This is a genomic window from Parasulfuritortus cantonensis (genome assembly GCF_004337445.1).
GTDB lineage: Bacteria > Pseudomonadota > Gammaproteobacteria > Burkholderiales > Thiobacillaceae > Parasulfuritortus > Parasulfuritortus cantonensis.
Window position 1 is genome coordinate 54,605 of the sequence record NZ_SJZB01000001.1, and the last position, 14,247, is coordinate 68,851.

Consider the following 14,247-nt stretch of genomic DNA (forward strand, 5'->3'; position numbering starts at 1 on the left):
CGAGGACGGGAAACCACGTAGCGGTCAGTGACGAACAGGCTTGCGAACGGACAGGCATTGCACGCGAATGCGCCGCCAGTTCCCGTCGTCGATCAGCCGTTCCAGCGTCCCGCCGAGGGAGTCGAAGAACACTTCGTCGACCCGATCAAACAGCTCGCTGTCGCGGTGCAGTTCCACCGCGTACACATCGAGCCCGCGCTCGTACAACACGGTGACGCGCCCCTGGAACTTCGCCGTGGCCACCGCGAAGCCAATGGCCGGCGGCGTCGCGATGATGTCCTTGGGCAGCGGATCGACCCAGGTGAAGTCCCGTGCCCCGGCATCCACCAGCAAATGAGTGATGCGCCGGTAGCCATCGGGTGCGGGCAACTGTTCCATCTGCTGGATCAGCTCCTGCAGCTCGGGGCAACGAGGCACGGGGATCGGCAACTTCGCCGGCGCGGAACCGAGCACGAACCGCTGCACCGTGTACGGCTTGCCGTCGGCAGTGAATGCGGTCTCTTCCTCGGGCGTGTCCGCGCGCAGGCCGTCGAAGCGGCGTCGGGCGTAGGGTTCGACCTGCACCTTGGCACCTTCGTCGGGCACTTCAGTCACGAGTGTCCGGTCGAGCACCGCGAATTCGGCGCGCCCTGTTTTGACGACGATGGCCTCGTCGGTGGTGGCGATGACCTTGCCCTCGAACGGCTTGGGATCGATATGGAAGCCCAGCGTCGAAACCTTGGGCTGGCCGTCGAAGATGTTGAACTTGAAGCTGCGAATGTTGGAAGGCACGTGGCCGCGAACGATCGTCGGCATTTGTGCGCGGATGGCTTGGGTATCCATGGGAGATTCCTTGTGGTAACCAAGGGACTCCCGCCCGCAAGGGAGGTATGTCCCTTGAGGGTGAGGTGGAAGGACACGGCATGCGTCCGGTGGAAGAAGCAACCAGCGCGGCAAGAGCCGCACCGCAGTCTCGAAGGTCTCGACTGCCTGGGATGCTGCCGGCTACGCCAGCGAACATGCGGGAAGCGTGCGGCAGGCGTGGGCGCCTGTCGTCCGGGAATCGGCAACCTGTCGCCACCACGTTCCATGAAAAGGAAGAGCCCCGCATGGGGGCTCGCAAGGGACTACTCGTCGTCGTACAAGGGCAATCCGTCCAGCACCGGCGCATCGGCATCGAACACCAGCATGCGAACGTCGGCGAGCGCAGCCAGGTGCAGCACTTCCACGAGGGACTCCGGCATGCCCTTGGCCCCGTGTGCCTGCCGCAGCTCTTCGGCGGTAATGCCCTCGACATGCTGCAGGTTCGCATCCGTCCAGGGGGTGGCGATCAGCTTCACGCCGATCGCGGGGCTGTACGGGATGCGGAAGGCGACGAACAGAAAACCGCTCGGCGTGGCGATGTCCGCCAGATCTGCGAGAAAGCGGCCTGCGTCGGCGGTGAGATGGGCACTGCTGATCTCCCAGCACCGGCTGTAGAAGCCCGTCTCGAAGCTCAGTCGCCGCACAACTTCTCGCGCGGCTTCCTCCGAGTAGATGTCGCCGACGTGTACGGGCTGGCCGAAGTCATCGCCGCTGACGGCGTAGACCACGGTGCGCGCCACGCCTTCGGTCTGGCATTGGGCCTCCAGGTCTTCGGGAATGTCCTGGCCTTCGGTGATCAACGCGAAGTCATTGCTGAAGACGCAGGGGAAGAGCGCGACCTGGTCATCCGTCAGAGGCGTCTGGCTGGGATGCAGCGGGCGCCAGACCGGAGGACAGTCGTCCTCGTAGGTGATGCACAGGGAGCGATCAATGCGCAGGTTCTGGTAGCCGCGGAGGAAAGGGTTGGTATTCGGGGACATGAGTTTTCTCCATAAGAGGAAGTGGAGCCCATTCCCCGGCTGGGGAGCAAGCCCCAGCGGGTGGTTGAAGAGATGTCGAGAACAAGGAGGGACATGGCCTCGCATAGAGGCGCATGTCCCTCATGGGTGAAAAATGGAACGGGTGGCGAACAAGCGGATCGGCGTCACCAACCGCTGTAGTTCAGCGCGAGATCGGCAATGACCTTGCGGCGTTCCAGATCGAGGCCTCCCAGATCGGAAAGCCCCTCGAATCCGCAACGCTTGAGCATCGCGCCGCCTTCGCGGGCGTTGTAGAAGCTCACCATCGCGGACAGGAACATGCGCTGGCCGCCGCTGAGGACATCCAGGGCGTCGTTGAGCAACAACACCTTGGGGCGCAGATCCCACTTGCTGGTGGCGCGCTGCAGGCCTTCGGGGGTGCCGTCACCGAACCACTCGGGGCCGGCGATTTCCGCACCGCGCTTCCACGCTTCGAGAAAGGCCCGCGGTGCTTCGGCGAAATGCCGTTCTTCCGCGGCGATCTGATCAAATACGTCTTGGGACAAAGACTGGTTCATGACATGGCTCCTGGTAAGTGGAAGTCAGGGGTGGATGCGTTGCTGCCAGCGGCCTGTTGTCAGGGCGTGGTCGGCGGCGTGCTGCGAACGGAAGTACTCGACGGACTCTCGGGACACCGGGCCGTCTTCATCGGCGGTGCCGATGTAGTGGCCGGCAGCGCTGTGGCGCACCTGCAGAGGCAGGCGCTTGCCGGTGTAGGCCAGGGCCAGATAGCCAATGGCTTCGGCACGGGCCAGTGCGGCACTCGGGGGCGTCGATGCGAATGCAAGGAACATGGGGCTCTCCTGGTTGAAGGACCGGGAGCCCAACACCCAGACGGGAGCGGATACCTCCCGAAGGGTTGAACACGAATGGCATCGGGCGTCGCGAAGACGCTCGTCCGCAATGGGCGATGCGAGGCGGACTGGTTCGATCCACGCGGCGAACCGCGTTGCAGCCTTGAAGACCGGAGCTGCCAGGGCATGGTGCTGACGGCTGTCAGCAGCGCATGACTGCAGAATGGAGGCGTCGCATCACTGGCGTCTTCGAGGAATGCGCATTGCACAAGGGCCGCTTTGAGGGCTTTGAGGCTGCGCGACACCGATCAGGATCAAACAAAGACCAACAGGCCGAAGGCACTTGAGCCTTCAGCCGGAGAAGAGAGAAACCACCTGTGGGCTGTGGCAGTCCCGGCCGTCGTCAAAGCCGCTCGCTGCGTCAGCAATCGCACCCGACCCGTGTCGTGGCTGGGGTCGACATCCTTAGGCACACATCCGCGCACAAAGGGAGCCCGTTGTTCCGCCGGCGGGCACCGGCACCGAATACCGTCGACCCGAGGGGTCTCCTGACGGCTCGCAGCGGCACAAGCCTGCCAGGCGTCAGGAGATCCCTCGTCATAAACGGGAGCACTTCGATCAATGGAATCGCGGCAGAGGCGATTCGCGGAGGAGCGACCTTCTCGTCTCGCGGACCCGTCGCGGGGCAGCGAGACGCGCACACCGTTGCAGAAGGAGGCGTGTGCTGGGGAGTCCCGCGAGATGCGGGAGGTTGGCCCCGCCGTTGGAAACGGCCGGCGTGGCGCGGGGATTCGTCGGCGTCAGGACGCCTTGCGGGAAGCCCGCTGCTTGCGCGGCGCACCGCGCTTGCCTGTCGAGGTATCGACCGGTTGCGTTCCCTTGCAATCCGGGTAACGGCTGCACGACCAGAAAGCGCCGTTTTTGCCGGTGCGCTGGCGCATCGGCGCGCCGCACTGCGGACAGGATGGCGAAGGCGGCAGCTTGATGGCGAGCGTTGCGCCGCTGTACTGCTGCACGAGCTGGGCCACCCAGGCGGATTGCTTGGCGATGAAGGTGTCCAGCGTCATCTGGCCGGCTTCGATCATGTCCAGCGCCTGCTCCCAGACCGCCGTCGTGCCCGGATCGGCAATGGCGGCCGGCACGGTGTCAATCAAGGTGAAGGCGGCATCCGAGGCACGGATGGCACGGCCCTTCTTCAGCAGATAGCTGCGGCCGAGCAGGCCGCCGATGATGTTGGCGCGCGTCGCTTCGGTGCCGATGCCCGTCGTCTCCTTGAGCTTCTGCTTCAGGCGCGGGTCGGTAACGAGTTTAGCGACGCCCTTCATGGCCTTGACCAGTTCGCCCTGCGTGTAGGGCTTGGGCCGCAGGGTCTTGAGCGCCTTCAGATCGACGTGGACGACCTGGCAGGACAAGCCGGCTCGCAGCGCCGGCAGCACCTGGCTGCGCGGGGCGTCGTCGTTATCCGCATCGCTTTCCTCCGGCGCCGTCAGCACCTGGCGCCAGCCGGCCACGGCGATCTGCTTGCCCACGGCCAGCAGCGACTGTCCGCCGCAAGCGAGCTGCGCCACTGTCCGGTCGAACTCGTGGTGGGGCAGAAACTGCGCCAGGTAATGCGCGCGGATCAGTCGGTAGACAGCCAGTTCCTTGTCATTCATGGCCGACAGGTTGGCGGGCTCCAGCGTTGGGATGATGCCGTGGTGCGCCGTGACCTTGCCGTCGTTCCAGGCACGCGAGCGCTGGGTCGGGTCCAGGCGGTCGATCAATGGGCGCAGGCCGGGATCGGTCTTGACCAGGCTGTCGAGAACGGCCGGCACTTCGGCCAGCATGCTCTCGGGCAGGTAGCCCGAGTCGGAGCGCGGATAGGTCGTCGCCTTGTGCGTCTCATACAGCGCCTGGGCGATGTCCAACGTCTCCTGCACGTCCAGCCCCAACTGCTTGGAACACACCTCCTGCAGCGTGCCCAGGTCGAACGGCAGCGGCGGACCTTCGCGCACCCGCTCTGTCTCGACCGACACCACCTGGGCGTTGCCGGCGGCGCGCATGCGTTCCGCGGCCTGCTGGGCAACCGGCTGCTGCAGGCAGCGGCCGGCGTCATCCGTACAACCCTGCGGCGGCGTCCAACTTGCAATGAAGGATTGACCGGCATGGGACAGCGTGACCTCGACGGCCCAGAACGGCACGGAGACGAAGCGGGCAATCTCGCGGTCGCGATCCACCACCAGCTTCAGCGTCGGCGTCTGCACCCGGCCCACCGACAGCACGCCGGTGTAGCCGGCCTGCCGTCCGAGCAGCGTGAACAGTCGGCTCAGGTTCATGCCGATCAGCCAGTCGGCACGCGAGCGGGCCAGGGCCGAGTAGTACAGCGGCAGCGTCTCGGCCGACGGCTTCAGCGCGCCCAGCGCCTTGCGGATCGACGCATCGTTGAGCGCCGACAGCCACAGACGCTGGATCGGCCCGCGGTAGCCGCACAACTCAATGATCTCGCGGGCGATCATCTCGCCTTCGCGGTCGGCATCGGTGGCGATCACCAGCTCGGTGGCCTGGCCGACGAGCTGCTTGACGATCTTGAACTGCGCGGCGGTCGCCGCCTTGGGCTCGACGCGCCAATACTCGGGAATGATGGGCAGTTGCTCGATGACCCAACGCTTGTAGCACTCGTCATAGCCCTCGGGCGGAACCGCTTCGATCAGATGACCGATGCACCAGGTCACGACGATACCCGCGCCGCTGTAGCAACCGGAACCACGCTGGCCGGCGCCCAGCACGCGGGCGATGTCCTTGCCTTGCGAAGGCTTCTCGCATAGGAACACGCGCATGTTGAAGCCTCCTCGGGAATGTGCAGTTCATCGGATGGACAACAGCATGGCTGGGCCAGGTGAGACCGGCAGCAAGGAAGCCGGATGGCATGGACACCGAATTGTGATCGGCTGAGGAATGGTTGCCGCAGTGGTAGTTGTGGGTCGCGACAATGTGAGGGACGGGAGATTCGTGTCGGGAGGGCGGCCTGAAACTCGGTGGACCGCAGTGGAACTATCCCCAGGGGATAGCCTACTGGTGCAAGGCGGGCGTCTGACGGTTGCTACAGCCGCCCGCGATGCTTGGTCACTGGCCCACGGCCGGCTTGGCGCCGAGCGTCACCGCCTCGAGGCGGTACGGCAGGATGCCGACGCGCCGGGCCTCGATCTTGAAGGTGACGCGCTCGTTGTCGTCGGCATCCTCCCATTCGTCGCGCACAGTGCGGCCTTCGACCAGCACGCGCATGCCTTTCTGGTACAGCGACTGCCAGCGCTCGGCATCGCGATGCCACAGCTCTACCGGCGCCCAGAAACCGCCGCGGTCCTCATATTCGCCATCCTTCTTCGGGATGGGGTTATCGAAATAGACGTTCAGGCGCAGCAGCCGGCGCGGGTCGTCGTTGCCGTTGGGGAATTCGCGGTACTCCGGCGCGGAACCGATGTTGCCCTCGCCGACGAAGTGCGTGCTCATGTTGACTCCTTTGGGGTAGTGGAAACGGACGCGACATGCCCGTGGGCACGCCGCAGATAAATCGCCTCGGCTTGGGCCATCCGGCTGGCGCATTCCAGGGCAAGGCGGGCGATGCTGTGGGTCAGGCTGATCTGCATGTTCAGCGCGATACGCTGCTGTTCGATCGCATACAGGTCATCGATCAGCGAGGCCGGTGTCGCGGGGCGATCAAGCAGCGACTCCCACAAGGCCACGCCCATGGATGAGCGGTCGAGGTTGCGCCAGCGCAGAAAGGTCGTCCCTGCGCCAGTCGTCTGCTGGGCCAGGTGCACGTCGAGCAGGTTGAAGGGATAGGCGCGCGCCTGCGGCAACACTTGCCGTTGCGCCAGGACGATCAGCTCGTCGCGCAGCGCCATGCACTGGCTGGCCCAGGTCTCCAGACTCCCCTTACCTTTAAAAGGCTGTAAAAGGCCTTTTAGGTAGCCTGCGTGTTCCAGCCGCTGGAAGTCCGCCTGTGCCAGTGGAATGAAGCGCGCTGGACGGCCGGAAGAAGAAAGAGCCGTCATGCCTTGCAGCCCTCATCATCTTGTCCTGCGACATCGCCTGCGCCATCGGCAATGCCAGACTCCATAGCGTCAGCGACCGATGCCTCGGGCCGACTCCCCCGCCGTACGATGGGTGGCGCAAAGCGCGAGCGGTGGGTACCTTCGAGCACGTCCTGCGGCAACTCGCCGAACTTCTCCTGCGCCGCCCGCGCCGCGGCGTTCTTCGCCGCGAAGTCGTCGCGCGTCGTGCCGGAGTAGCGGTACTGCTGCGCCAGGGAAAACAGGCTGCGCAGCGCATGGGCGCCGTCATTGAGCCAGCGCTCCAGCGTGCTGCGGTCGATCAGTGCCGTGTGGTGGGCCAGGATCAGTTTGCGTGCGAGGTCGTCGTAGTCGGCCAGCAGGTACACCGCCATGAAGCCGAGCTGCGCGTTGACGAACAGCGGCAGCTTCACCGGCTGCACGTTCATGTTCTCGCCCAGGGACAGCGCGGGCGGCACGTCAGCCAGCGCCTGGTCCACCTGTTCGCGCAGCGCCTGCAGGCTGGCCTTGGTCTGCGTGAGCTTGTCTTCGATGCGCAGCATCCACCAGTCCGAGTAGGGATCGTCCTGTTCGGCGCCGCGCTTCATCTTGTTCATCACGCTGATGTAGCCGTTGAGGCCGATGATGCCGGGGCGCCCCTCGGCCGGCGCGCGGCCGTGCCAGATGCGCGATGCGTGGTGGGTGTGCAGCGTCAGCGACATCGCGCTGCGCAGCGATCCGAGATTCAGTTGCAGGGGTTCGTTTGCCATGGGGACGACTCGCGGTGAATGAACGAGTCGCCAGCATCGGTTCCAGCCGGAAGGCCGTCAGTCAACAAACCGCACACCACGCGCGCCCGGTTTGTCTGTTTGTCCGTCAATGGAAGGCTGTCTGTACCAGCCATCCCCTGGGGATAGCCCTGCTGAAGGTGATGATCGGGATGAGCGACCGGCGACCGGCGGAAGGCTGCCTGTTCGGCCTATCCCCAGGGGATAGCCGGATCGCTCAAGGGTCGTGCAGGGCCGACCGCAGCCGCGCCAGGTAGGCACGTGCCACCTCGGGGTCAGTGGCACGGGATGCTGGCGGTGACGATGGCGCAGGTGGCGGGGGCGCTGGCGGCGCCGATGCACTTTCTCCGGCCCAGACCTTGAACTCTCCGCGGATCGCCTTCTGGATGATGCCGAACAGGTAGCCGGCCGGGTTGCGCACCGCGCTGTTGCGGCAGCGTGCCGCCCACTCGTCGAGCACCGCCTGGCGCTGCGCCTCGTCCACCTGCTGCAGCGCCACCAGCGCGCCGGCCTGCTGCTCATCCTTCAAGCGCAGGAAACGCTCGGGTAGTCGCAGGTTCTGCAAGGCCTTCGCGCGCGGTACTGTACGTACTTCATTTATACGATCCTTACGTACTGTACGGTCCTCCTTCGGATTCTGAAGAGAGCCATCCGGCGCGGGTTTCGGCCCCACTTCGGATTCCGAAGACGGGGGATTTGCATTCCGAAGCAAGCCTTCTGTGCCGTCTTCGGAATCGTGGTTACCGCCCTCCTGTGGGTAACTTGGCGTCACCCAGCCATGCCGGGCCATGTGCTGCGCCAGCACCTGCAAGCGCGTCGGCAACGTGCGGCCGCTGAGCAGCGGGTCTTCGGCAATTTCCTTCAGCGTGTGCATGCCGACGATCTGCACCGCCTTGGCGGCATGGGTGAGGGCCTGACTCACCAGGCCCAGATAGTCGGGATCGAGCTGCATCGCCTCGAAGGGCGTCAGCGGTTCGTCGTGCAGGACATAGAGGTTGCCCAGGATGCGACCAGTCTTGGGGTCGCGCCGGCGGCGCACCAGGCTGAGCCAGCGCGTCAGACGCAGCAGCGTCAAGGCGCGCGCGACGGTCTCGTGCGAGGCCTGCGCCCCGCACGGCATCGAGGCCAGGTAAGGCCGGAGCTGGTCATAGGTCGGAAAGGCCGTCACGCCGTCGTCGTTGAGCTGGAAGCGGAAGACCTGCCAGGCGTTGCGCTCCAGCGGCGTCAGGCGTCGATCGAGGAACAGCGCTCGCGGCACGCTTTCGTGGCGATTGCCGCTATACAGGAAGCCGTCGCCGGGTGGTGCCGCGCCTGGCCCTTGCGCCAGGTTCTGCAGCGCATCGTCGAACAGCGCCGACAGCGCCATGGGACCATCGCGCCGTGGTGCGCCGTCCGTCGCCATGGCCTACACCAGCCCCTGGTCGATCCAGTTCCGTATCGCCGCCCACACCACCGACATCGGCAGCGCCAGCGTTTCGGCGAGGTCCATGGTCAGGCCCAGCATGGCCAGATCGTCGCTCAACGCGATATGACGCTCGGTGACGCCGGCTTTCCAGTGCTTCCACAGGCCAGTTTCCTGCGCTTCGTCCAGCACCGGGTGCCGCCCCTTGCGCTTCAGCAGCCCGAGGATGTCGCGCCGCAGGGCGACTTCCTGATGCGTGAGACCGTAGAAGCGGCTCACCATCTCCGTGCTCGCACCCAGGCGCAGCATGCGGTCCACCGTGGCGATTTCCTGCTCCACGTCCTGCACCTGGTTGAGCAGCCGCTTCAGCACCTCGCGGTTGATTGAGACCGAACACCACGACACGGTGGTGTTGACCAGCACGCTGACCAGCGCCGGATGCTTGAGCGCATCCAGCTCCTCTTCGCCGAAGCCCATCGCCTTGCAGCGGCGCAGTTGGCCGTTGCGCAGATCGTGCAGCGCCTGGGCGATGACTGCCTGATTGAGCGGATGGGGTGACGACATGGCGGTCTCCCTCGCTCAGGAATCATGGCCTGGATTGGCGGATGCTGCGCCGCTCTCCAGGTCCAGCAGTCGGCGCGCCAGGCGCAGCAGCCGAAACAGCTTCACCAGACCGGCATCGCTCAGGCGCATGGAAGCGCCTCCGCTGCTATGAAGCAACGGCGCCAGATCGTCGGCCAACCGCGTACGATCAAACCCTGTTGCGGGTGCCGGCGCGTCGCTTAGCGCATCGAGCAGGGTCAGCACGGCACGAGCGAAAGCCGTCAAGGCCTTCGCTTGTGCAACGGGTGGAGCCGTGCAAACGAAACCGATGCCGCGCTCAATGGGCTCGATATGCCCGCCGACCGCCGCCTCCTCGGCGATCTCGCAAGCGAACTGCGCGATATGCACACGGAGCCGGTCCGGTACGTCCAGTCCGGGTTCGATGTACCAGACATCCGAGATGGGGTAGAGCCCGCCGACCTGCACGGGAATCGCGCGCAAGGCATTGGCCTCGAAGTCGGGCAGCTTGTCGCCCAATTGGTCGGCCACCAGGCGCTGGAGGGATTGCAGGCGTTCGGTCGTCGGCGCCGGAGATACGATGTGCCCCTGCAGGCGCTCCGTATTGCGGTCGGCCGGCACTGGCACGGCGTCCTCTCCTGTGGCTTGGCCGCTGCCAGTTGCGGGAGCCGCAGCAGTCTGTGTCGGAGGAAACTCGACAGCGGGTCCAACCGGTGTACCGGCCTGTGGTGCAATTGGCATCGTCGGAGGTGGCGATTCGAGCCGCGGTGCCGCAGACACGATGGGGGCAATCGGGCTTACCGGCGACGGCTCGCTGGTCAACACCCGCTGCCGGTTTTCGCTGTCATTGATTTCCAGGCTCAGCGTGTCGTAGTCCGCTTCCAGCAGCTCGGCCATCTGGCCCACCAACTCGTCCTGCACTCGCTGGAGCGAGAAACCGTCAGGCTGCGTGTCGAACTGCGAGAGCACATCCTGGAACAGCGAGGCGAAGTCCACGGCGAGGTGACGGCCCAAGGCGCGCTGTTCCCAGATGCGCTCGCATGCCCTGCGCAGCACCGCGAGCCGCTCCACCTGGTGTCGGCCCAGCCCACCGTACAGCACCGTCGGGATTGCCGGCAGCAGGTAGCGGATCGCGTCCTGCATGCGGCTGATGTGGGATTGCTGCACCGGGTAGCCGTCGGCAGTCAGCCGCCGCGCCAGCTCGGACTGGGTGAGCGCGCCGCCGATTTCCTGTTCGTAGAACTCACGCGCTTTCTCTACACCCAGGGCGCGCTCGATGAAGGTCAAGCCGCCGCGCAGCTCGTTTTCGGCCAGGTGGCCCGTCAAGGCGACGATCTCGCCCCGTTCCGGCCAAGGGCGAAACAGGCAGGAGATACGGAAGAAGCGTTCCTGCTTGGTCTCGGTCCACAGCTCGCGAAGGATGGCCAATCGCGTATTGCCGCCATTGCGAATGATGAAGTGTTCTTCGCCGGGCCTGCGCGTGATCGCCGGTGGCGCATCCAGTCCGCGCTCGCGGATGGACGCCTTGATTTCTTCGTAAGCCGGGTTGCGCTTGACGCGAGGGTCGTGGTCATATGGGCGCAACTGGTCCAGCGTCACGATCATCGGCGTGTCGGCGATCGGATCGCTCAACGTCGTGGCGGCGGGACCGTTGCGCTGAAATCCGGCGGCGAGCAATTTGTCCGCCATGTCACGAGGGGTCATTTCAGCCATGCCCGCCTCCCATCGCCTTGGCATCGAGGGCGCAACGGGCCTCACGATCGGCACGGCGGATCTGCGCCCGGGCATTGAGGCTGGCCCGATGGTCGCTGGCCGTCGAACTGGTGTAGATCGGCGCACAGCCGTGCTTGGTGAACTTGAGATGGCCGCCAGGCGTTCGCTTGACGTGCCAACCCTCCGCGAGGGCGAATTCGATCAAGGCGCGCAATCGCTTGTGGCCGCGCGCCAGTTCATGCGCGTTCGCCATGGCGGGCTCCCCTGGAATCATTGGGCTTGCCTGACACCAGCGCGAAGCGCTCACGCCATACCGGAAACAGCTCCCCCGCCAGGGCACGCATGGTCTCCAGTGCGGCCGGCGCGACCCGCCCCAGAGGTTGTCGGTACTCGACGCGGTGCACCGGCAGGCCCTTCGTCGATGCGCGGGGATAGGCTTCGATGGCAGGAACGTCCGTGTCCAGGACATGCACGCCGACTTGGCCCGCGAACACGTCGCGCAATGCCTGTTGGATCAACTTCGCATTCGACGAAACCGGATGGACACGGTTGATCAGCAGATGCAACGGAGGGGGCGCTATACCGAGATGCCGGTATGGGGAGATGTCCTCGATCAACTGCAGGGTGCCGCGACGCAGTTCGCGCGCAGCCAGGATTTCCGGGGTCACGGGCGAAAGCGCGACGTCGGAGGCGAGTACCGCCATTTCCAGCAGCACGCTGCGTGCACCCTGGGTGTCGATCAATACCAAGTCATACTGCGCTGCCAGGGTGGGCAACAGGTGGCGCAGACGCAAACGCCCATCCGGGGCGTGCAGGAGCAGCGTGTTCAGCTCGCCCCGGTCGTCATTGGACAGAACCAGGTCCAGGCCGGTGATGGCAGTCCGCGATACCAACTGCTCCAGGCGCTGCTCATTGAATGCCAGCAACTCGTAGATGCCGCCAGGGGCTCGGTGCGCCAGTTCATAGTAGGACGACAGCGTGGGCTGTACGTCGAGGTCGAGCAGCAGCACGCGCAGGCCGGCGTCGGCAACCAAGCCGCCCAGATTCGCCGCAGTGGTTGTCTTGCCGACACCGCCCTTCGTGGAAATGATGGATATGACCTGCATCAGGCTCTCCTCGTAGATGTTCTGTGAATCCGTGGGAGAGCCGGTCACACCCGGTTCTTGAGGCGTTCGCTGATCCAGAGGTCCACCTCGGTCGAATTCCAGCCGACGGCGCGAACCCCAAGGCGCAGAGCCTGGGGGAACTCGCCTTTCTTCATCAGGCTGTAGATGTGGGCGCGCTTGAATCCAGACTTGGCTTCGACTTCGTCGAGCCGCAAGATGCGGCGCTCGCCCGGCGGCAATGCAGGCGTCTGCGACATGATGGTCACTCCTTAACGCTCAGTGGCGTTCGTTGGCGTGACCCTCATTAAATAGACATCACTGCGGGAAGCCATTGCAAATGCAGTTTCCGGAACTGCACATACAAGCTTGCAAGTCGGAATGCGACAGGAGCAGCGCGCCCGCAGGATGACTGCTTGGCTCTCTGCAGACCTAGCTAGGAGGCCGAGCTGCGCACTCTTCGGCGAGCCTGGGCGAACTTGCCATTCAGCGTGCGCTCGGTGATCCCCATGATGCCACCGTGATGTGCGATCAGCGCGCTGACGATGGCTTCCTGTGTCCTGAAGCTCGAGTAGGGAGTGCCCGCCGGAGACTGGCCCAGGATCAGGTCAAGCATGCCGCCGATGATGTGCTGGTAGGTCGATTCCGCCCGATCCGTGATCGAGCACTCGTTGCCTGCTGGCGTCACTTCGATCTGTTTCGACAATACGTGATGCTGCTCCTGCAGCATCTCAAGCTGGCGTCGGCAGTGTTTCAGCTCTGCCTTCAGTGCCTGCCGTTCCACCAGCATCGCTTGCCCCGTTTCCAGCGTGATGATGGGGTGAGCGATGCGCTCGCGGCGGCTGAAGAGAAAGGCTGGTCGTTGTTCAGGGTAGTGGTCCCGCATCCAACGCTTGAGATCCAAATGCCTGATGGTGAGGTCGGGGGAGTCCCAGAGCGTCTTGTCGTCCAGTGTGATGCCATTGCAGCCGTATGGGAGTTCGCCGTTGAAGATGGCATCGTAGATGCGCTCGGTGCATAGGCGTAGCTCGGCCCATCCAGGGAAATTGAGCGTCGTGGGCATCTGCCTCGGCGACGTTATCGAGCGCAAGATGTCTTTCTTGTGTTTCAGCAAACCCGCCCAGCGTATGGCGGCTTCGATCGGTCGATAGTAGACCTTGGACACTGGTGGACTGTCGTGCATGCATCCATCTCCCTACAAGGAATATCTACATCAAAAGCTCCTCAAGACCTGAGCGTTCCGGGCGTAAGCAACAACAGCGAATGAGTCAACGCCCATGCTCATTCATGCGCACCGTGCGTTGCAGCGGCCTGATCGTCGCGGGCCATCTATGCGAAAAGTCAAATGTCTGGGCCGATCCGCTCTTGACTGCAAGGGTGGGACCGGAGGAATCTCGCAACACAACCCTTCCGCATGCCACGTGCGTACGGGAGAGAGCGTTGTTGTGCGGCCGGAATTCGGCAAGACCCGCTTGGCATATGCTGGTCTGCATGGGGTCTATCAGCGTGCTCGCCACAAGTTCGCTGAACGCCGCCATGTAGCATGGCCGGGTACGTTCGACTGGTCCGTACGCGTGCTGAGACCTGTGGGAAATGCTGTCAGACTGAAATAGAAGCAGGCGCCTCGTGGATTCCGGCGCTTACGGTGCGTCCCAGAGTATGGTGGTGGCCTTGGTAAGATTGACGCCCAGGCGTCCATGCGATACCTGTTTCTCAGGTCACACACCAAGGGACCGAGTGCGGTCCGCCACAGCGCTTGGGCCACGCTGCGTTGTTCGATCAGGGCCGTGGAAAAGGTCAAATGACCTGCGCGCGGAGACCTCGCCAAGAATTTCAGCGGGAGATTTTCCTGGACGAACAGGCCATGGCTCTGTCCATCGGGCACAGCCGAGCATCGTGGGGAAGACGCACGGAGGCCAAGCCTCGGTGGCAGTCGGTGGCCGTCAGAAGACGTCGGCAGACAGCTTTACTTGCCGAAGAAGGACGGGGCGGTACA

15 protein-coding genes are annotated in these 14,247 nt (G+C 64.5%); all 15 read right to left on the reverse strand.

The window, feature by feature from the left end; all coding sequences use genetic code 11:
- Window positions 1–24: 24 nt before the first annotated feature.
- Complete coding sequence (locus EZJ19_RS00280) at window positions 25–822, reverse strand: GTPase (RefSeq protein ID WP_131444310.1); 798 nt, start codon at window positions 820–822, stop codon at window positions 25–27.
- Window positions 823–1,106: 284 nt separating this feature from the next.
- Window positions 1,107–1,823, reverse strand: a complete 717-nt coding sequence (locus tag EZJ19_RS00285; RefSeq protein WP_131444311.1) for a DUF5983 family protein — start codon at window positions 1,821–1,823, stop codon at window positions 1,107–1,109.
- A gap of 164 nt (window positions 1,824–1,987) precedes the next feature.
- Window positions 1,988–2,380 (reverse strand): hypothetical protein, encoded by a 393-nt coding sequence (locus EZJ19_RS00290; RefSeq protein WP_131444312.1) that lies wholly within the window; start codon window positions 2,378–2,380, stop codon window positions 1,988–1,990.
- A gap of 24 nt (window positions 2,381–2,404) precedes the next feature.
- A complete protein-coding gene (locus EZJ19_RS00295; protein WP_131444313.1) occupies window positions 2,405–2,656 on the reverse strand; it encodes a hypothetical protein in 252 nt (83 codons plus the stop codon).
- A gap of 800 nt (window positions 2,657–3,456) precedes the next feature.
- Complete coding sequence (locus EZJ19_RS00305) at window positions 3,457–5,472, reverse strand: DNA topoisomerase III (protein WP_131444314.1); 2,016 nt, start codon at window positions 5,470–5,472, stop codon at window positions 3,457–3,459.
- A 286-nt stretch (window positions 5,473–5,758) separates the two neighbouring features.
- Window positions 5,759–6,142, reverse strand: coding sequence for a single-stranded DNA-binding protein (locus tag EZJ19_RS00310; protein ID WP_131444315.1), 384 nt, complete (start codon window positions 6,140–6,142; stop codon window positions 5,759–5,761).
- Entirely contained in the window at window positions 6,139–6,687 is a 549-nt protein-coding gene (locus tag EZJ19_RS00315; RefSeq protein WP_131444316.1) for a DUF3158 family protein, read from the reverse strand. Before EZJ19_RS00315 ends, EZJ19_RS00310 begins: the two co-directional genes overlap by 4 nt.
- Window positions 6,684–7,454 (reverse strand): PFL_4669 family integrating conjugative element protein, encoded by a 771-nt coding sequence (locus EZJ19_RS00320; RefSeq protein ID WP_131444317.1) that lies wholly within the window; start codon window positions 7,452–7,454, stop codon window positions 6,684–6,686. Before EZJ19_RS00320 ends, EZJ19_RS00315 begins: the two co-directional genes overlap by 4 nt.
- A gap of 235 nt (window positions 7,455–7,689) precedes the next feature.
- Window positions 7,690–8,874, reverse strand: a complete 1,185-nt coding sequence (locus EZJ19_RS00325) for an STY4528 family pathogenicity island replication protein (protein ID WP_131444318.1) — start codon at window positions 8,872–8,874, stop codon at window positions 7,690–7,692.
- 3 nt (window positions 8,875–8,877) lie between these two features.
- On the reverse strand, window positions 8,878–9,438 hold the full coding sequence (locus tag EZJ19_RS00330; protein ID WP_131444319.1) for a DUF2857 domain-containing protein: 561 nt from the start codon (window positions 9,436–9,438) through the stop codon (window positions 8,878–8,880).
- Between the two features lie 15 nt (window positions 9,439–9,453).
- Window positions 9,454–11,148: a ParB family protein gene (locus EZJ19_RS00335; RefSeq protein WP_131444320.1), complete on the reverse strand. Its 1,695-nt coding sequence runs from the start codon at window positions 11,146–11,148 to the stop codon at window positions 9,454–9,456.
- Window positions 11,141–11,401 carry a hypothetical protein gene (locus EZJ19_RS00340; protein WP_131444321.1) on the reverse strand — a complete coding sequence of 87 codons (261 nt, stop codon included), beginning with the start codon at window positions 11,399–11,401 and terminating at the stop codon, window positions 11,141–11,143. The genes EZJ19_RS00335 and EZJ19_RS00340 overlap by 8 nt, the downstream gene beginning before the upstream one ends.
- Entirely contained in the window at window positions 11,385–12,254 is an 870-nt protein-coding gene (locus EZJ19_RS00345) for a ParA family protein (RefSeq protein WP_131444322.1), read from the reverse strand. Before EZJ19_RS00345 ends, EZJ19_RS00340 begins: the two co-directional genes overlap by 17 nt.
- A gap of 44 nt (window positions 12,255–12,298) precedes the next feature.
- A complete protein-coding gene (locus EZJ19_RS00350; protein WP_131444323.1) occupies window positions 12,299–12,511 on the reverse strand; it encodes an AlpA family transcriptional regulator in 213 nt (70 codons plus the stop codon).
- Between the two features lie 176 nt (window positions 12,512–12,687).
- Entirely contained in the window at window positions 12,688–13,416 is a 729-nt protein-coding gene (locus EZJ19_RS00355) for a hypothetical protein (RefSeq protein ID WP_476704061.1), read from the reverse strand.
- Between the last annotated feature and the right edge of the window lie 831 nt (window positions 13,417–14,247).

Bases quoted from the DNA above. Each gene is read 5' to 3' on its own strand.
- EZJ19_RS00280 (WP_131444310.1), bottom strand. From the start codon at position 822: ATGGATACCCAAGCCATCCGCGCACAAATGCCGACGATCGTTCGCGGC.
- EZJ19_RS00285 (WP_131444311.1), bottom strand. From the start codon at position 1,823: ATGTCCCCGAATACCAACCCTTTCCTCCGCGGCTACCAGAACCTGCGC.
- EZJ19_RS00290 (WP_131444312.1), bottom strand. From the start codon at position 2,380: ATGAACCAGTCTTTGTCCCAAGACGTATTTGATCAGATCGCCGCGGAA.
- EZJ19_RS00295 (WP_131444313.1), bottom strand. From the start codon at position 2,656: ATGTTCCTTGCATTCGCATCGACGCCCCCGAGTGCCGCACTGGCCCGT.
- EZJ19_RS00305 (WP_131444314.1), bottom strand. From the start codon at position 5,472: ATGCGCGTGTTCCTATGCGAGAAGCCTTCGCAAGGCAAGGACATCGCC.
- EZJ19_RS00310 (WP_131444315.1), bottom strand. From the start codon at position 6,142: ATGAGCACGCACTTCGTCGGCGAGGGCAACATCGGTTCCGCGCCGGAG.
- EZJ19_RS00315 (WP_131444316.1), bottom strand. From the start codon at position 6,687: ATGACGGCTCTTTCTTCTTCCGGCCGTCCAGCGCGCTTCATTCCACTG.
- EZJ19_RS00320 (WP_131444317.1), bottom strand. From the start codon at position 7,454: ATGGCAAACGAACCCCTGCAACTGAATCTCGGATCGCTGCGCAGCGCG.
- EZJ19_RS00325 (WP_131444318.1), bottom strand. From the start codon at position 8,874: ATGGCGACGGACGGCGCACCACGGCGCGATGGTCCCATGGCGCTGTCG.
- EZJ19_RS00330 (WP_131444319.1), bottom strand. From the start codon at position 9,438: ATGTCGTCACCCCATCCGCTCAATCAGGCAGTCATCGCCCAGGCGCTG.
- EZJ19_RS00335 (WP_131444320.1), bottom strand. From the start codon at position 11,148: ATGGCTGAAATGACCCCTCGTGACATGGCGGACAAATTGCTCGCCGCC.
- EZJ19_RS00340 (WP_131444321.1), bottom strand. From the start codon at position 11,401: ATGGCGAACGCGCATGAACTGGCGCGCGGCCACAAGCGATTGCGCGCC.
- EZJ19_RS00345 (WP_131444322.1), bottom strand. From the start codon at position 12,254: ATGCAGGTCATATCCATCATTTCCACGAAGGGCGGTGTCGGCAAGACA.
- EZJ19_RS00350 (WP_131444323.1), bottom strand. From the start codon at position 12,511: ATGTCGCAGACGCCTGCATTGCCGCCGGGCGAGCGCCGCATCTTGCGG.